Raw genomic sequence first — 21,330 nt, forward strand, 5'->3', positions numbered from 1 at the left:
TTCCGATTACAAATTCCACCTTTTGACAGGATGTAATATTCCCTGGCAGATGAAAATTCCCAGTCCACAAATCTATTGGCCAAATTCCGTTCAACAGGATTTTTGTGAATGTAATCGAATACGACATTGCCATAATCACCCTCAAAAAATCGCTTATCATAAACTGTAACAAAACCAGTACCCTCCTATATAAAAGCCGCGAGGATTGGAAACGTGACATTTTTTTACCTGAAAAATTTAAACCATGGACTTAAAAATGGTCCATGGTTTAAATTTAATTAAGCTTTTTCCGCATTTCTATGACCAAAATAAGCCCCTGTGCCTATGACAAAAATTACCGCAAGTGTGTAATAAACAAAGGTCGGGATCGGTACGGGATCACCTGTTGCGTAGGAATGTAATCCCGAAAGATAATAATTCACCCCAAAATAAGTCATAACCACGGAACCATAGGCAACCACAGAAGCCAGGTTAAAAGCATACCGGCCACGATAACCGGGAATGAGACGCATATGCAACACAAAAGCATAAATAAGGATAGTCACCAGCGCCCAGGTCTCCTTGGCATCCCAGCCCCAATAGCGTCCCCAGGATTCATTGGCCCAAACTCCGCCGAGGAATGTTCCAATACTCAACATGAAAACCCCTATGGTAATCGTCATTTCATTGATATAGGTAAGTTCCTTCAGCGTTCGCTTTAAGTTGCTGTTGTCCCCCTTATAGTTTAAGATCATAATGATGAGATTCAGTAAACCCATCAGAGCCCCCAGGGCTAAAAAGCCATAGCTGGCTACGATCATGGAAACGTGAATACTCAACCAATAAGATTTTAATACAGGCACCAGCGGCGTCAATTCAGGATCCATCATTTGCAACCCGGCAACCATTAAAACCATGGAAGCCAATATCGCTGTTGCTGCCAAAGTAAGCGGGGATCGCTTCATAAAAATAACCCCCGCCAGCATGCTCGCCCACGCAATGTAAACCAACGATTCATAAGCATTACTCCATGGTGCGTGACCAGAAATATACCATCGAATCAACAGCCCCGCCGTATGCGCCAGAAAAGCAAGCAAAATGACCGCGAAACCTGCCCTAATCGGCATTTTCATATTCCATGAAGCATTGAACAACCGGAGCAGCAAAAATATCAATAGGAAGAATCCTGCGAACAAGTAAATCTTCATCAGCCGACTGAAAACATCCGTCTTATTGTAGAGGACCTCGTATCTAATCTTCCTATCTGAAGGCGCCAGATGTTTTCCGAATTTATGCTGATAAAGCACCAGCAAATGGGTAAACCCATTGGCTTCCTGCCAATTACCTGTTCTTACGGCATCCCTTACAAAACCGACATAGGCAGTATAGAATTTTTGGGTAAAAACATTGTTGGGCACCTCCGGTGGAGATTGTGAAATATCAATCGGAGAGTCCCAGTGCGTATCCGTGGTATCTTCCCTGGGGAAGATTTTAAACAAAGCCGAGCTGAATACATAGTTGCAAACATTGAGCCGTTCATCCACTTTGATCAATTCTTTTTCATAGGTGCCCCGGTCGACGGGTTTTAGTTGATTGGCGCGCTCCAGCTCTGCCGAAAGCAGGTAACGCCCTTCCTTATCAAAAAATTCAACGAATGAAGCGAGCTTTCCATCGTTCCCGATAAGCGCTCCTATTTTAGGGTGCGTCAGTTTAATTAAAGGAACATCCTGCCATACATCAGGAAAAACGGCCATACTCAGCAATACCTGCATAGAATTCTGACCATAAAGACTCTGTTTACGGGATATCTTACGCACCACCTCACTGGCTACGGTATGCAACGGTTTGATGCGGCCTTTAAAATCCTGCACCAAAATCCGGCTCATAGTATCTGCATGGGCCTTATCAATAACAGGGATGCTATCGACAGGGAATGTTGTTTTTGCGGACATTACTGCCGGCATCGTCCCCAACATAAAAACCAAACCCGCTATCATCGCTGTTTTGCCCGACAACCCTTCCACCTTCCTCACCAGGGAAACAAAGCGGCTGTTTTTGGAAAACAAGGTCAAAATCATGCCCAAAGCCAGCAAAAAATATCCGAGATAAGAAACCATGGTGCCCCAATAATCGTGATTTACTGAAAGCAGCGTTCCTTTTTCATCAGGATCATAAGAGGATTGGAAAAATCGAAATCCCCGGTAATTGAGAACATTGTTCATAAAAATACGATAGGGTTTATTCACCCCTTTAGCCGCATCCAGCAAAGTGACCTCGCTGGCATAAGAGGACGGACTATTGGAGCCCGGATAGCGCTCCAGTTGAAAGTCGTTCAATTTCAATGAAAAAGGAAGATCAATATACTTCGAACCATAAGCCACAAAAACCCGCTGGCCGCACAGGTCAAATTCCTGAGGACTGCCTTCTACCCCTTTGGCCCCAAAAACGACCACTTCTTTTGTTTCTCCTTTACAGTCTAATTTCAGCCTTAGCGCATCTTGTTGTCCGGTCGTTACTTTTAGAGAAGACGAAACAAGCTTCAGACTGGCTTTGGGATTGAAACTTTTCATGACGAGATTGATCCCCAAAAAAGTGTACAGGGTTCTCACGTTAAAAGGGTGAAAAACATCCGCTTCAAGCGTATCCTTGGCCATGTTTGACATTTGCATGGAATTCACCGCCTCATCCGTCCTGAAAAACAGGGAATCGTTTTCATATTTAAATTGAATGACGTTGGCTTCTTCCAGAGAATCAAAAGCCAGGAAATACGTTCCCATCAGTCGGGTTTCACCCTCTTTAAGGAAAATGTCCCGGCGCTGACCGTCTCCTGCAGAAACGACCAGTTCCATGATCAACCCGCCTTCAGGATCCTCCTGCAACTCCTCTACCGCATTGGGAATAAATTCAGCCAATTGAATATTGATGTCGGCCTGAGGGGTCCTGTATGTTTTGGCAAAATTATTTTTACCCCAGCTGCCGAAAAGCACCTTATTCTCAAACAATAGCCCCTGGCTGCCATCAAAGACACTGGTCTGCAACCAGGCATCGTTGGTCAATATCCGGTTGGAGGCACTCCCCTCCCGTATGTTCATCACCCCTTCATACCCTGTGTAGCGGGTAATAAGCGCCCCAAAAAAAATGATAAGTATTGAAATATGAAAAAGAAAAACAGACCATTTTTCTTTTCGGAACAACCGGTATTTGAAGATATTGACGACCAGCGCAATGGAAAAAAGGAGCAATAATACCTCAAACCACTTCGCCGAATACACCAGCTTTTGAGCAGTATCCGTTCCATAGTCATTTTCAATAAAAGTGGCGACCCCAATCGCTATGGCAAAAGTGAGGATATATAACCCGGCAAAACCGGTAGAGAAAAGCCTGTCAAAAATTTTTTTCATCGGAATAATGTTAAGACTTTTGTTCAATTTTTTCCAACTAAAATACCCATTGTCTAAAAAAACAGGAAGTCTTTTAACCTGTTTATCAGGACATCCCAGGGGGGCAAAAAGCCCTGTTAAATTTGAAACAACAAATTTAGATTATTTCTAAACAACGGAAGAGAAAACAAGACTGATTCTATTTGGGAACCATTATTTTATACACTTTTCCGGACGGATTACTGAGGGATGAAGACCTCAGCCATGGGTTATAAATCTTAAGTACCCGGTAAGTCGTACCGTGTTCCACAGCAAAATCACCGAGATTCTCAACGGACTGGTCCACTTCAATGACCTTGTAGCGATCAAGCGGCTGGTAATAATCCTCCTTCTCAAGGTAATAACCAAAATCCATGGGATTCTCGATCAGCTCTTTAATGGCAATAAGCCGAAACAAATAACGCGAAGTTTCTTCATTGAGATTCAGATCGAAATAAGTTTTCGCCCGTTGAACATCGATCTCCTTGGCCAGGCGGGTTTCTCCAAAATTATACGCCGCAGCAGCCATCGTCCAGCTGCCGAATCGTTTTTTCAGGTCTTTGATCAACGCACAGGCCGCTCGGGTGGATTTTTCCACATGATACCGCTCATCCACGTCCTTACTGATCTCCATATTATAATGTTCCGCATTGCCCTGCATAAACTGCCACATACCACAGGCTCCTGCCGGGGACTTCACATTTCTAAGGTTACTTTCGGCAACGGCTATATATTTAAAATCATCCGGCACCCCTTCTTCTTTCAATATCTTCTCAAAAAGCGGAAAGAACCTCGTGGAAGCCTTGATATTTAGTATCGTATTGGAATGCCAATAGGTATTCACCAGCAACTCTCGTTCCAATCGCTCATAAACATCAAAATTATTCATTGGAAAGCCTTCCCCCGCAAAGGAATACTCCTTTTTTAATTTTAAATTCTCCACCACCTGGGGAGTCCCCTGGCCAGCCCCTTTTTCTCCTGAAAAAGTCTTGTAGGCCCTACCCTCTTTTGACGAATTGTTGGAATAGGAAACAAAAATGGCAAAAGTCAGAAAACTTGCCGCAATGATGGTGAATATCTGGATTGATTTTTTCATGCCTGGTTGATTGATGCTCGTTAATGGTTAACTGCGGGGTGCCTGGTACTTGTAATACTTGGGCTTAAAAATGGATAAGCGTTAGGTTATCCTTTATTTTCAGGGGCCATCACTGCGTTTCACTGGTGAGCAGGCTATCCGCTTTGCTCCTATCCTTTGTCCTGACTCGTCCCTCGCCGCCGTACGCTATACGCTCCCGCCTGCTTACTTTTTCTTAAAAACAGGCACCGTCGAACAGGCTTCCCCAAACATAATGCTCTTGGCATAAGGCCTCAGTTTACGGGTGATATCCAGGTAAGCGGAAGCCGGAACAGGTTTTGCGCCGCAACCTTTAATGATGACCCGTTCGTCCAGGTATTTTTCTCCGTCAAATGACTCCAGCGCCTTATTCATAGCAAACTTAAAGTATTCATTGGGACTGCCCTGGTAAATATCCGCTGCATAAGGAGAAAGATAGGATCCCACAAGCATATAAGCCCACAGGGGAATGATCGCATCCGAGGAACAATTGATCAACACCACCTTGCCTTCATATTGCGTCCAGTCGTGTTCATTAAGGGCCTCCCGAAAGTCCTTTTCCTTAAGCATCAACTCCATATAGAGATAATCTTTCAAATCGAAATTGACAATCTCCTCTTTAGGAAAATAATCCTCAAGATTTAAAGTGACCAGACCACTTTGAGCAACTCTGTTTACTAAAGGCTTATCCATTTTTATTTTCTTAAGTATTTATATTTTCACCCTAACCTCCTGAATACTTTTTTGAAAAAAAATAGTATTCAGGAGGCTGGGTATCGAAATATCATAAAATTGTAACATCATACCATCGAACCATCACAGCATCATAATATCGTAGCATCACAACATCGTAGCATCACAGCATCGTAGCATCATAACATCAATCCTCAAAATCTTCGGCTCTTTCGGCTCTCTCGATGGCTTCCACTTCCTCAATGCTGATTTCGGAAATCTCCTCTTCAATCGGCGCCATTTCTCCTATTTGATTACCCGGATCTTTAAAATCTTTGGGCTTGGGCAGGTCGTCGATGTTTTTCAGGCCGAAATAATCCATGAACTTCTGACTCGTCCCATAAAGCAACGGCCGGCCCGGCCCTTCACTTCTCCCTACAATGGAAACAAGTTCTTTCTCTAAAAGTTTTTGAACGGAATAATCACAGCTCACCCCGCGGATACGCTCCAGATCACCTTTGCTAACCGGCTGTTTGTAGGCAATGATAGCAAGGGTTTCCAAAGCTGCACCAGACAGGCGACGTCGCATGGTCTGCTGCAAATACACCCCAACCGTTTGATGGAAACTTCCTTTAGTAAGAAACTGGTAGCCGCCAGCGATTTCCACGACTTCGATGGCGAACTCATCCTGCGCATACCGCTGCTGCAATTTTTCGATAGCCCCTTCGATTTCTTCATTGGGAAACTTCAGTCCAAATGCCTCCGTCAGGCAATTACTTATCTCTTCAAAACTGATAGGCGTATCCGCCGTAAAAATGAGACTCTCTATATGTTGTACCAGATATTCCATAGTGCAAAAGTAAAACTTAATTGATAAAATAACGCAAAGATTAATGTTTTGACCTGTACAAAAATATAAACCATTTAGGGTAAATGATAATTGAGGTGTATTTAATATACAAGCTTAAAATTGCTGTGTATCTTTAAAATAGTAAGTAAGTACGGCCAAAAAATAAACAAGTAATACTTCTACATTGGTTATTGGATATTCGATACCTTGCCTGCTGTCGCAGTAAGGCAGGTTCTGCGGTTCTGAAAGCAATGTGACAGAACCTCAGAATACTAAATATCGAACACAAGTTTTAAATCAAAAACAATACAATCTATTATGCAGAGATATATTTTCCCATTGCTGATAATAATTTCCCTAGTCTCCGACAACCTTTCCGGGCAATCACCCATTGTCAATACCCAATACGGTCCTGTGGCCGGAAGTATGAATGAAACCGTCTTTGAATTTTTAGGCATTCCATTTGCCTCCCCTCCTGTCGGGGAACTTCGCTGGCATCCTCCTGTTCCGCCTGCATCGTGGAGTGAAGTCCTGCCTGCCCAGGATTACGGCCCCAAGTGCCCACAGAAAAATTTCACCCAGGGAGATACCACTTCTGTCATTGAAGGCAATGAAGATTGCCTGTATCTGAATATCTGGACCCCTGATACCGTTGCCGCAAACCTGCCGGTAATGGTATTTATCCATGGAGGAGGAAACCAGCAGGGATCGGCTTCTGATTTCACCCTGGGGACTGAAATCTACAACGGAAGGAATCTCAGTCAACGAGGCAACGTCGTTGTGGTCACCATCCAATACCGATTGGGGCCACTGGGCTTTTTGGTTCACCCGGGCCTTGAGGCAGAAAGCCCTCAAAACACCTCGGGCAATTATGCTGTCATGGATCAACTACTTGCGCTGGAATGGGTGCAAAACAATATCTCCCAATTTGGCGGAGACGCCTCAAAAGTCATGATTTTCGGGGAAAGCGCCGGGGGCGTCAATGTAGGAAACCTGATGACGACCACTTTTGCAGCAGGATTATTCAGCCGGGCTTGCATCCAGAGTGCCGCCCCAACACTACAGGAATACGAAATGGCAAAAACGAATGGAATGGACTTTGCCGACAGCTTTATCAATACCGGAACCGCTGCGGAAAAAGTAGCCTATCTCCGATCCCTCGATCCGGAAATACTCATCGCCAACCTGGAAAGTCCGGTGAGTGGCGGGGTAGTCCAATCCAAATGGAAGCCTGTTTTAGACCATTATATTTTCACGGATACACCCATAAATATTTTTCAATCGGGCAACTTCAATAAAGTACCGCTCATCATCGGCTCCAACGCAGACGAGATGAGTTTGTCGGCTCCGCTGACCGTCTTTCCTTTTACTGTGGATATCCTGATCAACTTATACATTCCCCTGGAATTGCGCCCGTTGGCCCATGAATTATATCCCAGCGGCACCACCAATGCCGAAGCCAGGAACGCTTATGTTCAACTTTTGACGGATGGTCAATTTACGGTGAATGCAAGGAGGACGGCCCGTTGTGTCAGCCAAAACCAGGAAGCCCCCGTTTTTCGTTATTTTTTCACCCATACCCATGCCGGTTTTCTTGGAGATTTTGGCGCCTATCACGGCATTGATCTTTTTTATGGGTTTAACAATTGGGAGAACTCTTCCCTCGCTATTGGCCCCTTTTATACGGCTCAGGATGACAGTGTGCAAAATAACATGCTCAAATATTGGGTGAATTTTGCCGCTACAGGCAATCCCAATGGCAACAATCTCGTCGAATGGCCTGCCTATCAGTCCGATGCAGACTGCTACCTCAATATCAAAGCCACCCCCGATGGCAGCCAGTGTGGGTTAAGAACTGAAAAATCCGATTTCTGGGATGCTGTGATCGGGTTCCAAGGCTGTACCACTTCAGTCGCGTCCAATGATATTTCAGAAGTATTTCAAAACTGGACTGTTTTTCCCAATCCGACAAATGGTCTAATAGTAATTTCAACGGATCAACTATCGTCTTCTTTTGAAGTTTGTATCTTTGATGCAACAGGCAGATTGCTGATCACCAAAAAGAATGAAACTGAATTTGACCTCAGCCCGTTTCCGGGAGGCCTTTATTATATCACCATCAACAACAACGAAAAGCTGGTCACCCAAAAACTGATAAAATGGTAAACTTGTCTTTTGAAAATTTTAATCGTATACTTTTGGTTCATGAATAAAAAAATATTTATCCAATGAAAAATATTTTTACAGCAACATTTTTCTTCTTGTTCTTCACCACGGCTTCCCTGGTGGCCCAGAATGCTTATGGAACACTTTACCATCCTGAAGCTGACGCAGAGGCAGATATTACAAGATTGCTGGATCAGGCTCGTGAAGAAGGAAAACACCTGCTCATTCAGGTGGGCGGCAACTGGTGTGTCTGGTGTTATAGATTTGAGGACTTTATCAATGGTGATGAGGGACTTAAAGACCTGAGGTCAAAAAATTATATTACCTATCATCTCAATTACAGCCAGGAACAAAAAAATGAAGCTTTATTAGCCCAATACCGCCACCCGGAGCGTTTCGGCTTTCCGGTGTTGTTGGTTCTCGATGCCCGGGGCAACCTGCTGCACACCCAGGATACAGGGCTGCTAGAAGATGGAGAAAAGAGTTATAACCTCCGAAATGTGACCACTTTTTTCAAAGCCTGGTCCCCGGAGGCTTTGGATCCGGCCACTTATGAAAAGTGATGGCAAGAAGAGAGATGACATCTTCGCCCTTGAGCCTGTTAAAAAAGCAAAAGGGGTGGTCTCCACGATGCAATAATACAAAACATGAGTCATCTTACCTTAGGGGCAGGAAATTAAATTTGGTAAATTTGAAATGAAAAAATAAGGAAGCGGCATAAGACTATAATGAGTCATTTGTCATTAAGACAGTTCGGGATAGCCAGTCCCGCTTCCTTTTCTCTGTTTCACCTCGGACAGTTTGTTAGGCAAAAAGCCTGAGTAAGATAGATGAGGCATAACAGAAGTTATTTTATCAACACAAATTTACCGATTTAGTATGAAACAATCTGATCGTTTTGTAGGAATTGACATATCAAAAGATAGTTTTGATGTCTGCGTTTTATCACAAGGGGCTCTATTAGAAGAAAGCCGTTTTAATAATGATGCTCAAGGTTGGCAAAAGTTTGCTAAAAACCTTAGTGATCAGGACTTATGCATAATAGAAGCAACGGGATCTTATCATGTAGGGTTGGCATTATATTTAGTTGAGCATGATAAACGTGTTAGTGTAGTCAACCCTTTGCGTGTAAAGTATTTTTCTCGATTGAATCTCAAGAGGGCAAAAACAGATAGGGTAGATGCTTATGTTATTGCCCAGTATGGCCAAGTATTTAAGCCTGAAAGTTGGACAGCTCCACCGACACATTTAAGACAACTTCAACAGTTAATGACAGTTTCTGCACAATTAACAAAACAAAAGACGGCATTAATCAATCAACAAAAAAACTTTGAACTTGTACCAGACCCCAGTAAAGAAGCCCTTGAAATAATAAAGTGCCAAATAGTAAAATTAGAGAAACATTTACAAGAAATACAATGCCTTATCAATAATAGCATTAAAGAACATTACAAAGAATTAGAGGCTTCTTTACGATCAATTCCCGGTTTAGGTCCCAAAACGGTAGCCACCTTAATCCTAATAACTGGAGGCTTTACCAAGTTTGGATCATATAAAGCTTTGATAGCCTATGTGGGGTTAGCTCCTCGGACATACGAGTCAGGAGTAAGTGTTAAGGGAGCTTCACACATCTGCAAGTTAGGGTCATCCTATCTTCGAAAGTTACTTTATGAATGTGCTTTAAGTGCCAAAAGGTTTAACCCTGTATGTAAGGAACTATTTGAAAGACTCTATATTGCAAAGAAAAAACCATTTAAAGTAGCCATGATTGCGGTGGCCAATAAGTTGCTGAAAATCGCTTTCACTATAGCTATAACTGGACAAAAATTTGATCCGGAATACAGACTAAAACATTATTTTGCCAAATAAAATTTTCTGATTTTCCGAAAAAAATTTGGAGATGAACACAGTTCATCCCGAATTTTCAAAAACTGTCTGAAATAGAATTTTTTTGATTATTTGAAGTATTTTTTAAATGTAAAATGTAAAACAAGGAATTTAAAATGTAAAAGTGAGTGGGCAAAAGGTTTGGGTTATGGAAAAAAGTCATTTTTTGTCGCAAAACACCTAACACACGACCCAAACACTTCTAAATTTTGCGGTTACTTGTTTTAAATTTTGCGGTTTATTTCTTTTGTAAAAGAAAAATCCCGAATTTCATCTGATTAGATGAAATTCGGGATGAACTCATGTTAAATATGCTGTATTATAATTTCAAATAGAAATTTCCAAATTAATCCAAACGAACAAAACGCTTATTCAAGGTTGAATTATTATTGGTCAGTTTCAGGTTGTAAATACCCGTTGGAAGATCCCCGATATTAAATTGTAATTCGAGATCAGTCACTTTCTGGACTTGCTCTGTCCTGACCAGCTTGCCCTGTTCGTTGTAAAACTCAATGGTAACGGCATCCCCTTCCCAAAGGCTGGGCAGCTTTACGTTGAGTTCTTTTACTACGGGATTGGGGAAAACGCTGGCTTGGGGAGCCTCCTGGCAATTTACATTGACAGAAATCACATTAGAATACTGTGACTTTCCATCAAAATCAACCTGTTTCAAACGGTAATAAACGACTCCGTCAGGGAAGTCCATAGTCAATTCATCTTGGGCATTGTAACGGATTTCGGTATTTGATGTTCCCGCTCCCTCAACTTCAGCAATAGCAACAAAATCCTGCTTGGATTCGAATTTTCGTTCGAGGATGAATTTTTGGTTGTTCGTTTCCGAGGCGGTTGCCCAATTGATGTCCACTACTTCACAATTTTTCAATTCACTTTTAAATGAAGTCAATTGAATGGGTAATGTTACGTCAACCCCTGAAGAAGATTCTGTATTATCGTCATTGGAGTCATTTTGAAAAGCCTGTAAACAAGAAAAAGCATCAATATTCATATCCAATGGACTCGTAAGGAAAATATTTGCGCTTGTTGAAACGACGGCGCAACTATTATTTGTAAATCCATGGACTTGAACAACCACTGTTTCTGATTGCCCAAAAGAAACATTTGCATTTGAATAACCGGTTAAGGTTTTATTTCCTGCATCGTAAGACCAGTTAAATAAGCTCGGAGTGATTACATCACTTATATCCGTTACGCCGTATTCCCCTGAAGCCGGGAATGAAATTTTCACCCCCCAGCTTCCTGCAGGAGCTGTACAACTAAAAGTGGGACAATCCATTCCCCAGGTTAAAGATAAGGTTATGGCACCTCCTTCATTCACACAAGCATTGGAAAAAGACATACCACTTGTGTATGGGTTGCTGTCATCAGATAAACATTGGCCTGAAACGCTTCCTGTAAACAATGTCAACAGCAATGTAGAAATAAAAAATAGTCTCATCTTATTAAATTTTATTGAGAGATGGTTCAAAAGGAACCATCTCTCCTTGATGTTTTTAATTAATTACAAAAGTTGTCCGGGTAGTATTATTGTTTGGGTTCACATCCCCGGCGGTACCTGTTGCCAGGATACCTTTTGTATTACTTGTGGAGTTTGGAACACCAATCGCCGTAAAGTTAATACCAATCAAGCTAAAGCTACCCGGGTTAATAACGACCCCTGGTTTAGACTCTAAAAGGAATCCAATAGGAAGAGCGGTAATGTTCCAATCACTATTATTTACGGAAATTCCCCCGAAAACGTTTGCCATAGTGGCCATTGGATCCAGGACACTGGTCATTACACTTGAACTCGGCAAAGTAATCAGGAACGAAATTGGCTGTGTGGTTGCATTAGCTCCGATGTTTTGAACAAGGAAAACCCCGTCTCTGGATTGACCATTTGTGAAAGTTGTTCCATCAATACTAAATACTGTGGTCAACTCTGTAGCTACACAAATTTGAATTTCTAATGTCACCACCTCTGAATAAATAGTCCCACATTGATCTAACGTAGCTGCTAACCTCAGTTCAACCGTATTTCCAGGAACCGGCCAGAAAGAGGCAGCATTGGTCAGGAACAAGGTTGTTCCATTATACCCGGCAACACTGGCAGGCACATTCACGTAAGAAGCACCATTAAAATACTGCCATTGGTAAGTAACGGCACCTGCACCTCCATTAAAGGCTATTGCAGTGAAACTAGCCAGGGAAGTCGTGTTACAGATAATCAAATCAGCAGGTTGCACATCCCAGTCGAGAGGTCCGTTAACATTGAGCGTGAAGGTCTGCGAAGTTTGTTCACAATCTCTATCGACAATCGTTACCCGGCAATACATCGTTCCCGTAGGAATATTCGGAGCACCACCACCGAGGGTCAGCTCTGTATAAGTATCAAAACCACTCTCAATATAAGAGGTAAATCCGATACTGTTAAAATCATCCAGCCAATCGACACCATTGAAACTGTATTGCCAATCATGGGTACCCAAAACAGTTGGAGACGTATTCACTCTGAATGTTGCGGTTCCGCCGGAACATATGGTTCTCTCTCTGCTTACTGGTACATAAGAAGTAATGTTTACTCCAGGACCGATAGCAATCACCATCATATCAGCAACGGCTCCACACTCTGTACCCGGATCATTGGTCGTCAACGTCAAGGTTACTGTTTGATTACTCCGGTCGTTAGGTCCGGGATAATACCTGGCATTCAGCAGGTTGGCAAAATCGAAAGTTCCATCACCACTGGTGGTCCAGGTGCTCGTAGTTGCAGCACCGCCGATAGTACCAGCTAATTGAATGTATCCTGTAGGAAGAGGCACTTCAAACATATCCACCAAATCTGTTTTACAAACTACCTGATCCTCCCCGGCATCTACTGTAGCTGCAGGATCGATAAACAAGGTCATATTGTCAGAAACAGCAGGACACTCATCTCCCTGAGGCTCATTAGTAGTTACTGTAAGTACTACAGAACCATTGGAAATATCTGTTGGCCCCGGAGTATAAATCGCCAGAATTTCAGCAGGATCATCAAAACTACCGTCACCGGCAGTCGTCCAGGTTACAGAAGAAGCAGCACCGCCGTAGAAGGCTGAAGCCATCAACGCAATATCTCCTTCACAAATAAACTGGTCAACACCCGCATAAACATTGGCGGCAGATTCTACACTAAATTCGAATGAATCAGAGAATACCGTGGTACAACCAGCAAGGGTTACCCGCAATCTGAGATAAACCGTATTCCCCACTGTCGGATAAGCTGCAGAAGCAGCCGTCAGCATCAATGTGGTGCTGGTCACTCCTGTTGCACCTACTGCAGGAACACTTACGAATGGTCCCATCGCAGAAGTATTACTGTATTGCCACTGGTAATCCAGTGTTCCGTTTCCGCTGGCGCCTACTGTTGCCATAAAGGTCTGAGTAGTAACAGATTCACAAACGATCAAATCGGCAGGCATTGTTATGGTTCCAATATCTCCATTCACCTGTAAGTTAAACGCATCGGAAGTAGTCTGACACTCTCCATTGGTCAGTATAACTCTAAAGTCGTAATCGTGAACAGCAGTAGTCACCGCATTAAGGTTGAGTTGAGTCGCATTATTTCCACCAGGAGTCGGGAACGTTACATCGAAACTGGCTACACCAGAAAGTGGTGTAGTAGCATCATTGACATCAATCCATCCGCTACCGGCATTGTATTGCCACTGGACCAGGGTAGTCGGCGTCAAGCCATGCTCGACTCTGAAATCAGTATCATCACCGTTACAGACCGTTCTTGTGCCGGCAGTAGTAGTTCCCGGATTGTAAGACAAAGTACCGAAGTTCGCATTAAAATACACAAACATGGTATCTTTTACTATAGGACAAACCGAATGTGGATCGCTGGTAAGAATCAATCTCCTGGATCCGGAACTCACATGACTGTTGGTCGGTGTATAAATAGTTACGACATCCCCGGGATTCAGCAAACCGTTACCCGGCGCCCACAATCCTCCTGTAACAGCTCCTGTGACAGAACCATTCAAAAGAATAGGATCAAGCTGGGTACCATCAATACAAACATTGATATCCTGTCCGGCATCTACCTGAATAGCAGGGTAAATGGTCAGTTCCATCATATCCGTTGCAGCAGGACAAATATTCAGCACAGGATCATTGGTCGTGAAGGTCAACGTTACCACGTGGCCCATAGGACCGGCAGCTTGAGCCATTCCCAGATCGTTGGCACCCGGAGTATAGGTAGCTCCGGTAAAGCTTGCATTATCAAAAGTACCATCACCGCTGGTGGTCCACATACCGCTGGTAGCGCTACCGGACAACACTGCCCCTAAAGTATAGGTACTTCCTTCACAGATTTCATCATCCGATCCGGCATCTACACCGGCAGGTACATCAGCGTTGACAGAAAATTCTACAACATCTGTTGTAACAGCACTGCAACTGTTGAGGGAAACCCTCATTCTAAAGTATATATTATTGCCTAAGGTAGGCCAGAACGAAGACGTGTTGTATAAAGTCAATGTTCCGGTAGCAATACCTTCTGTTTGTCCCATAACTTCAGTGAGTGGTAACCACCCTGAAATGCCATCCGGGCTGTACTGCCATAAGAAACTCATGACTCCTTCTCCGTCATTCATGGCATCTGCCATAAACTGAACAGATTCAGTGCTTCCGCAAATATCCAGGATATCTACCGGCTGTTGAGTAATGGATATCGCACCGTTTACCGTTAAGATAAAGGCATCTGAATTAATTGGTGCACAATTGCCTTCAGTAAATACGGCACGATACAACAGTCCGTTCATAGCATTGGTCACTGAAGGAATATCCAGCCTGGTTTCGCCAGGGGTCATATTATCCACACTGTAATCAGGTCCTACAGCCGGCAACCAGTCGATGCCATTTGAGGAATATTCCCATGCCGGAGTTTGAGTTCCCGGAGCACTGGCATAATTTACCTGGAAAAATTCAGCATCCCCTACACATTCTGTTCTGGCTAAAGAAACAGGCTCGTAAGAAGTAAGGACGAGTTGGTCTATGGTCACCGCGATAGTGTCCATTACTGCAGGACAAGCCCCACCAGGGTTGTTTGTCGTTAATTTCAACAATACAACTGATCCGTATTCGTCAGGATGTGGTGTATAAGTAGCATCTGCTGCGAATAAATTAGCTCCGGAGATTACCCCAGGGGTTAACATATTTGGAATTCTTGTCCAGGTACCCGTTGTAGCACTGCCACCAATCGAACCATTCAACATCACATCTTCGCCAGAGCAGACAGTAATATCAGGTCCTGCATCAACTGTTGGTCCAGGATTTACGTATAATGCAAACATGACCTGTTCTCCGGTACATGCTCCATTATCAAGCGTTACCCTGACAAGATAGTTGTTGTACGTCAAAGGAACATCGGCAAGCGAAAGTCTGGTCGCAAAATTAGCAGCAGCCGGAGAGGATACTGTTCCTATTCCTCCATTTGCAATATCTGCATCCAGCCAGTTTGCGCCAGAATCTGTTGAGTATTCCCAAAGCACATCTGCTTCAGCAGGCATCGCTGTCGTTCCATCAAAACTGGTATAATCCACACTGAAGAAGGTATTTTGTCCTTCACAAACGTTTCTCACGAATGTTGCGGGAGTAGACGCATCAACAGACAATTGATCAATAAATATGGTGACAGGAACAGCCACAAAAGGACATTCTCCTGCACCGGCAGCAGGTGTTGCATTTAAATTTAAAACAGCCTTGCCCGCCGTTATTTGTGCAGCGGTAGGCGTATATACAGCATCCAATGTTAAATTATCCGGACTGAAATTGCCCGCAGGTCCTCCGCCCCATTTTCCTGTGGTTCTGCCTCCGGAAATCATACCATCCAGGGCTATCACATCACCGGAACAAATTGGATCGTAAGTACCTGGATCAATGGTCACTTCTTCGTTTACGGAAAGGGTGAACACAGGGCCTTCAATGCTACAAGCTCCAGAGGTAATAATCGCCTTAAAAGGCATTCCGTTTAACTCAAAAGGAGCAGAGTTGATATCAAGTCTGGTTTGGGTTCCAGTGGTAGTAATTGTTTGATCAATAGCCGTTGGTACACCATCCACTAAAAACATTGCCGTAGTAACATTTTCAAAACCAGCCCCTAAATCAACCTGCCATTCAACTACTGCAGGGTTAGGATCCGGATTTGATACATAATTCACTCTAAAGAAAGTACTTCCGGAAGATTCACAAAATGCAGCCGGAGCCAATGGTGAATTCCCTCCGAGCGAGAGATCATCTATCGTTATTGAAACATTATCACTCGTTGCAATACATCCGGCAGCCAATGCAGCAGCGGAAGGAGCGTCACTTGTAAGCGTAAATACAATGGTTGATCCATATTCACCCATTAGAGGTGTATAGGTTGAATTTAGGTCCGTATTATTAGAATATCCTCCTGGATCATCTGAACCTCCTGACCATGTTCCTGTAGTAACGGTACCTGATATAGTTCCATTCAACTGGATTGTAGGTAAAGCGTCAGAACACAAAGATTGATCTTCACCAGCATCAACTTTCGTCTCAGCGTAAATAGTCAAAAAGGTTGAATCCACTGCCGAAGGACAAACATTTGCCACCGGATCATTTGTGGTAAATACCAATTTAACCATATGTCCCATAGCTCCTGCTAATGCTGCTGCTTCAATATCACCGGGGCCTGGGGTGTACATGGCCGTCAAAACATCATCCGGGTCAGAGAAGGTGCCGTCTCCCATTGTTGACCAGGTTCCACTTGTTGCTGGTGCAGTTAATGTTACCAAGCCTGATAAATCGGCCACCCCATTGGAGCAAATATCCCCCGGAGTTCCAAGTGAAACCATTGGAGCCGGATCACCACTCACACTAAACTCAACCCAATCAGAATAGGTATAAGTCGGTAAACATGGATCAAGGCGAACCCCTAACTTATAATAATAGGAACTCCCCCCGGCAGTTGGAAAAACTCCACCGGTATTAAACACAGTCAATACATTGGTATCGGCTCCATCATAATTTACGTTACTTGTTGGAATTACTGTTCCGCTGGTCGCCACCGTAGGAGGTGTTATACCTGTGTATCTTCGCCATTGATATTGCAAAGTACCGGAACCAGGGTTTTCAACGGTAGCTCCAAACATAACCGATTCACTAGACTGACACTCGTTCAGCACATCCACTGGCTGAGCAGTAATCGTAATTGGGCCATTCACCTGTAAGGTAAATATTTCTGACTTCACCGGTGCACAAGCCCCCTCAGAGAATACCGCGCGGAACATATACCCGTCCATATCACTGGATACCAGTGGGATATTTAACTGGGTTTTACTGTTAGAAGGATAAGTTGCAGGAAGATCGATAACATCGAAATCAGGCGAAGTAGCATTCTGCCAGATCATCCCCCCATCTATAGAATACTCCCAGGTAGGTGTTTGTACCCCTGGTCGGGTCTTATATCTTACTTCATAGAGATGATTAACATCTCCATCACAAGTTATTGTAGTTACTGGTGCTGCAGGAATGGTACTTGTAATAATCAACTCATCTATGGTTACTGCAATCGTTTCCGATACCGCAGGACAAGCCCCTCCAGGATTGTCTGTCGTCAAAGTAAACATAACAGCTGTACCAAAATCACCGCTAACCGGTGTATAAGTGGCATCTGCATTGAATAAATTCACCCCACTTAAAACACCACCACCAGTATGTGTCCAGGTTCCTGTAGTCGCAGTGCCGCCGACACTTCCGTTGAGCACAATAGTTTCTCCGGCACAGATACTAAAATCATTCCCGGCATCCACCGTTGGGCCCGGATTGACCTGCAATGAAAACATGGAAATTACCTTATCACATTCTCCAAAGCTTACCTTTAATCTGAATAAGTAATCATCATAACTAAGCGGTACCGCTGTGAGTGTCAATCGGCTTGAATTTGTCGCCATTCCGGTTAACGCAGGAGAGGTTATTGTTCCCAAACCACTCGCGTTGGACCAGGTAGCCCCTCCATTGGAGGAATACTGCCAGGTTTCGACTGGTCCTACAGCCATTAAAGGAGATACCGCTTTGTACTGAACCGTAAAAGAAGTATTGGTTCCTTCACAAATATCTCTGATCAAAGAGGCTGGTGTCTCACTATCGACAGTAACAGCATCAATGGAAACATCCATCATGTCAACACCAGGTCCGCAAGGTCCGGCTGGATTATTAGTGGTCAAAGTCAAAGTAACCACCGTGCCGTAATCACTTGCATTGGGAATATAGGTAGCATTCAGGGTACTTGAATTTGGCACAAATGTACCTGAACCAGAAGTACTCCAGGTTGCTGAGATAGCCACGCCTCCAATACTTCCACTGAGGGGTACATTTTCCCCTCCGCAAATAAACTGATCCGCTCCGGCATTTGCCGTTGCCGACTCATTGACCTGGATGGTAAATGGATCACTTGTCACCGTACAGGTTCCTGAAGTTAATACAGCCCTGTAACTAAATCCGTCGACACCTAAAGGTACGTTGGTAAGATTGAGTTGTGTGTTTCCTCCTGGTGTGCTTAAGGAATACAAGGCATTAGGGAAAGTGATATCCGTAAAACCGGCTCCTCCATCCACTTGCCAGACCACTGTGGCTGGATTGACCGGAGCGCTGGTATAATTTACTCTAAAAGTTGTGTTGCTACCCGAACAAACAATTTGTGTCTGTGAAACTGGTGCATAAGACGATATCTCCAATTTATCGATGGTCAAATTAACCATGTCGGTTGCAAATGCACAAGTGGTAAACACCGGTGGTGTGGCACTGGTAAGGGTCAGGGTTACGGTAGTTCCATAAGCTGATACAGCAGGAACATAAATAGCATTAAGCGTATTGGCGTTAGGCAAAAATGTTCCCATTGCCCCACCATCATTCCAGGTGCCTGTAGTTACGGTTCCTGAAACGGAACCGGCAAGCTGGAACTCTGGAGTATCTGCTGCACAGGCAGCCTGGTCCATCCCTGCATCTACAACAGTCGCTGGATGAATCGTGATCACAATATCATCAGAAGTAGCCTCACAAACACCAACCGGATCGTTGGTAGTTATGGTTAAGGTTACTGATCCTGCTGCAATATCATTAGGACCCGGGGTATAAGTAGGCTTTAAAATGTTCGGATCATTAAAAAATCCATCTCCGCCATTATTATCCCATGAAGCTGTTGAAATACCTGGTCCGCTTATAGCGGCTGATCCCAGGAAGTAGTTGTCGCCTTCACAAATATTTGCATCAGGACCGGCATTCGCCACCGCCGGCAAATCCATGCTTACGGTAAAAGTGGCCGGGTTTGAAAATATATTAGGACAACCACCAGTACTTATTCTTACCCTCAGATCCACACTGGATCCCGGGTTGGGCCAAACAGGAAAATCACTACTGGTTGGATTGAGAATATCTGTATTGTATCCGGCAACGGTATTGGGGACGTTGATCCAGCCACCGCCGGTATTGTATTGCCAGAGGTAACCGATGGTTCCGGATTCCGCAGTTGCAACTACAGAAAAGGTCGTATCCGGCGTACTCGCACAAAGGTTTGTTACATTTTGTGGATGCATAGTAATGGACACAGGTCCATTGACCGCAAGGTCAAAAACATCCGAAGTTTTGGTACAGGTACCGGCAATAATGGTGACTCTGAACAGCGCACCATCCAGCGTGTTGGATACATTGTCAAGGTCAAGCCTAGCCTGACCTAATGTATTATTTACAATCACTGTGGCACCACTCAGGAGAGCCGCTATCGGAGTCCAGGGACTTCCATTCAGGGAGTATTCCCAGTTTACCAAAGAGACTGGCACAGAATTCGAATAATCAACCCTGAAATCGGTGTCCTCTCCATCACAAATGGTCCTGGTTCCCGCAGCAGAGGCATTACCAGGGGTATAATTATCAAGCGAAAGTGTATTGATGGTCACGGCAATCTGATCCATACCGGCACTACACGTTCCATTAGCGTTAGTGGTGACCGTAAGGTTGAACGGACCTGCATTCGGCGGATCAAAAATCGTACTGAGTGCATTAGGGTCCAAAATTCCGCCGCCGCCGCCAGTCCATGTAACGGCATAAACCGCATTATTTACTGTGGCATTCAAATTGAGAATCCCGTCCTCGCAAATGGTGGCGGATACAGGTCCGGCATCCACAGTAGGTTTTTTATCAATTTGAAGGGTAGCAGGATTCGTGTACTGAACAGCGCAGGTAGCGATTCTAACCCGGCACCTGATTTGGACACTTGATCCGGCAGCGGGCCAAAAACTTGCCGCATTGGTCAATTGCAAGGTGGTGGTATTCCATCCCACCACGGTATTAGGTATGAAGTTCCAGGTTGAATTACCAAAATATTGCCAACGATACTCTACGGATCCTCCCTGAGCCCCAGGATCTATGGCCTGGGCTTCAAAAATTTGACTGAGCGTAGTTTCGCAAATGGTAGCTGAAGCCGGGTGCTGAGTAATACTCACCGGTCCGTTCAAATCAAGAAGGAAGGCATCGGAAGTCTGCACGCAACTGCCTGAAAATACAACCCTAAACAGGTAGTTGTCCATCATAGCGGTGGTAGCTGACAAATTCAATCTTGTAGATGCTTCCGCAAAGTCATTATTGATGGTATGGGCAATCGGGCTTGAGCTGACTGCCTGCCATGTGCCCCCTGCATTGGATGAATACTGCCATGTAATGGTAGGATTCGTCATTTGTGGGGTAAAATTGACTTTCAGGTAAGTAAACTCGCCAACGCAGTCAGTTTTCACCTTTGATACTGGATCATAAGCAGTGATACATTGCGCCGAAGCGAATTGGCTCCCCATAAGCATCACAAAAAACAGCAGTAAAGCCGGCCATTTTTGGGTGACCTTTTGGGTCAGTGTGTTTCCGGAGTTCCTGAGTAACTGCCGACCGGTAGAACTGTTCTCCCGGGTAGAATGTTGATTTTCCCCGCTTGAAGGTATAGGGAAATCTGAAGTAGAAGTGTAGTACAGCATATTTAAAAGGTTTTTAGAATTCATGGACAATGAACGGAGAAGCATAATTTTTCAAGTGTATTAGTCTATTGACTGTTCTTTCTCAAGTATGAAAAAAGTTGGTATAGTGCTTTTTTGCTTCGTAATTCAAAGTTCTGGTCTGCAAAAACCATCGATGGGTCAGGAATGACCGGAAGATGATTATTTTTTTAGAAAAACTCTTTTGTCCATAATGGT

At 44.0% G+C, this 21,330-nt stretch carries 9 protein-coding genes; 3 read left to right on the top strand and 6 right to left on the bottom strand.

The window, feature by feature from the left end; translation table 11 throughout:
• Nucleotides 1-278: 278 nt before the first annotated feature.
• The 4 genes from ccsB to scpB form a co-directional block, all read right to left on the bottom strand.
• Nucleotides 279-3,380, bottom strand: a complete 3,102-nt coding sequence (ccsB, locus tag H6571_08435) for a c-type cytochrome biogenesis protein CcsB (protein MCB9323759.1) — start codon at nt 3,378-3,380, stop codon at nt 279-281.
• Between the two features lie 178 nt (nt 3,381-3,558).
• Nucleotides 3,559-4,494: a lytic transglycosylase domain-containing protein gene (locus H6571_08440; protein MCB9323760.1), complete on the bottom strand. Its 936-nt coding sequence runs from the start codon at nt 4,492-4,494 to the stop codon at nt 3,559-3,561.
• Nucleotides 4,495-4,698: 204 nt separating this feature from the next.
• Nucleotides 4,699-5,205 (bottom strand): DUF2480 family protein, encoded by a 507-nt coding sequence (locus H6571_08445; protein MCB9323761.1) that lies wholly within the window; start codon nt 5,203-5,205, stop codon nt 4,699-4,701.
• Nucleotides 5,206-5,392: 187 nt separating this feature from the next.
• A complete protein-coding gene (scpB, locus tag H6571_08450) occupies nt 5,393-6,034 on the bottom strand; it encodes an SMC-Scp complex subunit ScpB (GenBank protein MCB9323762.1) in 642 nt (213 codons plus the stop codon).
• Nucleotides 6,035-6,352: 318 nt separating this feature from the next.
• On the opposite strand from scpB, the gene H6571_08455 reads away from it, so the two are divergent.
• The 3 genes from H6571_08455 to H6571_08465 all read left to right on the top strand — a co-directional run bounded on the left by H6571_08455 (nt 6,353) and on the right by H6571_08465 (nt 10,069).
• Complete coding sequence (locus H6571_08455) at nt 6,353-8,200, top strand: carboxylesterase family protein (protein MCB9323763.1); 1,848 nt, start codon at nt 6,353-6,355, stop codon at nt 8,198-8,200.
• 62 nt (nt 8,201-8,262) lie between these two features.
• On the top strand, nt 8,263-8,763 hold the full coding sequence (locus H6571_08460) for a thioredoxin family protein (protein MCB9323764.1): 501 nt from the start codon (nt 8,263-8,265) through the stop codon (nt 8,761-8,763).
• Nucleotides 8,764-9,079: 316 nt separating this feature from the next.
• Nucleotides 9,080-10,069, top strand: a complete 990-nt coding sequence (locus H6571_08465) for an IS110 family transposase (protein MCB9323765.1) — start codon at nt 9,080-9,082, stop codon at nt 10,067-10,069.
• Between the two features lie 364 nt (nt 10,070-10,433).
• Here H6571_08465 and H6571_08470 read toward each other — a convergent pair whose 3' ends face one another.
• A complete protein-coding gene (locus tag H6571_08470) occupies nt 10,434-11,543 on the bottom strand; it encodes a T9SS type A sorting domain-containing protein (GenBank protein MCB9323766.1) in 1,110 nt (369 codons plus the stop codon).
• A 55-nt stretch (nt 11,544-11,598) separates the two neighbouring features.
• A complete protein-coding gene (locus tag H6571_08475) occupies nt 11,599-21,114 on the bottom strand; it encodes a hypothetical protein (protein MCB9323767.1) in 9,516 nt (3,171 codons plus the stop codon).
• Between the last annotated feature and the right edge of the window lie 216 nt (nt 21,115-21,330).

This window comes from Lewinellaceae bacterium, from assembly GCA_020636105.1.
Classification (GTDB): domain Bacteria; phylum Bacteroidota; class Bacteroidia; order Chitinophagales; family Saprospiraceae; genus BCD1.

Coding starts and splice junctions, on each gene's coding strand:
- ccsB (MCB9323759.1), bottom strand. CDS start 3,380: ATGAAAAAAATTTTTGACAGGCTTTTCTCTACCGGTTTTGCCGGGTTA.
- H6571_08440 (MCB9323760.1), bottom strand. CDS start 4,494: ATGAAAAAATCAATCCAGATATTCACCATCATTGCGGCAAGTTTTCTG.
- H6571_08445 (MCB9323761.1), bottom strand. CDS start 5,205: ATGGATAAGCCTTTAGTAAACAGAGTTGCTCAAAGTGGTCTGGTCACT.
- scpB (MCB9323762.1), bottom strand. CDS start 6,034: ATGGAATATCTGGTACAACATATAGAGAGTCTCATTTTTACGGCGGAT.
- H6571_08455 (MCB9323763.1), top strand. CDS start 6,353: ATGCAGAGATATATTTTCCCATTGCTGATAATAATTTCCCTAGTCTCC.
- H6571_08460 (MCB9323764.1), top strand. CDS start 8,263: ATGAAAAATATTTTTACAGCAACATTTTTCTTCTTGTTCTTCACCACG.
- H6571_08465 (MCB9323765.1), top strand. CDS start 9,080: ATGAAACAATCTGATCGTTTTGTAGGAATTGACATATCAAAAGATAGT.
- H6571_08470 (MCB9323766.1), bottom strand. CDS start 11,543: ATGAGACTATTTTTTATTTCTACATTGCTGTTGACATTGTTTACAGGA.
- H6571_08475 (MCB9323767.1), bottom strand. CDS start 21,114: ATGCTGTACTACACTTCTACTTCAGATTTCCCTATACCTTCAAGCGGG.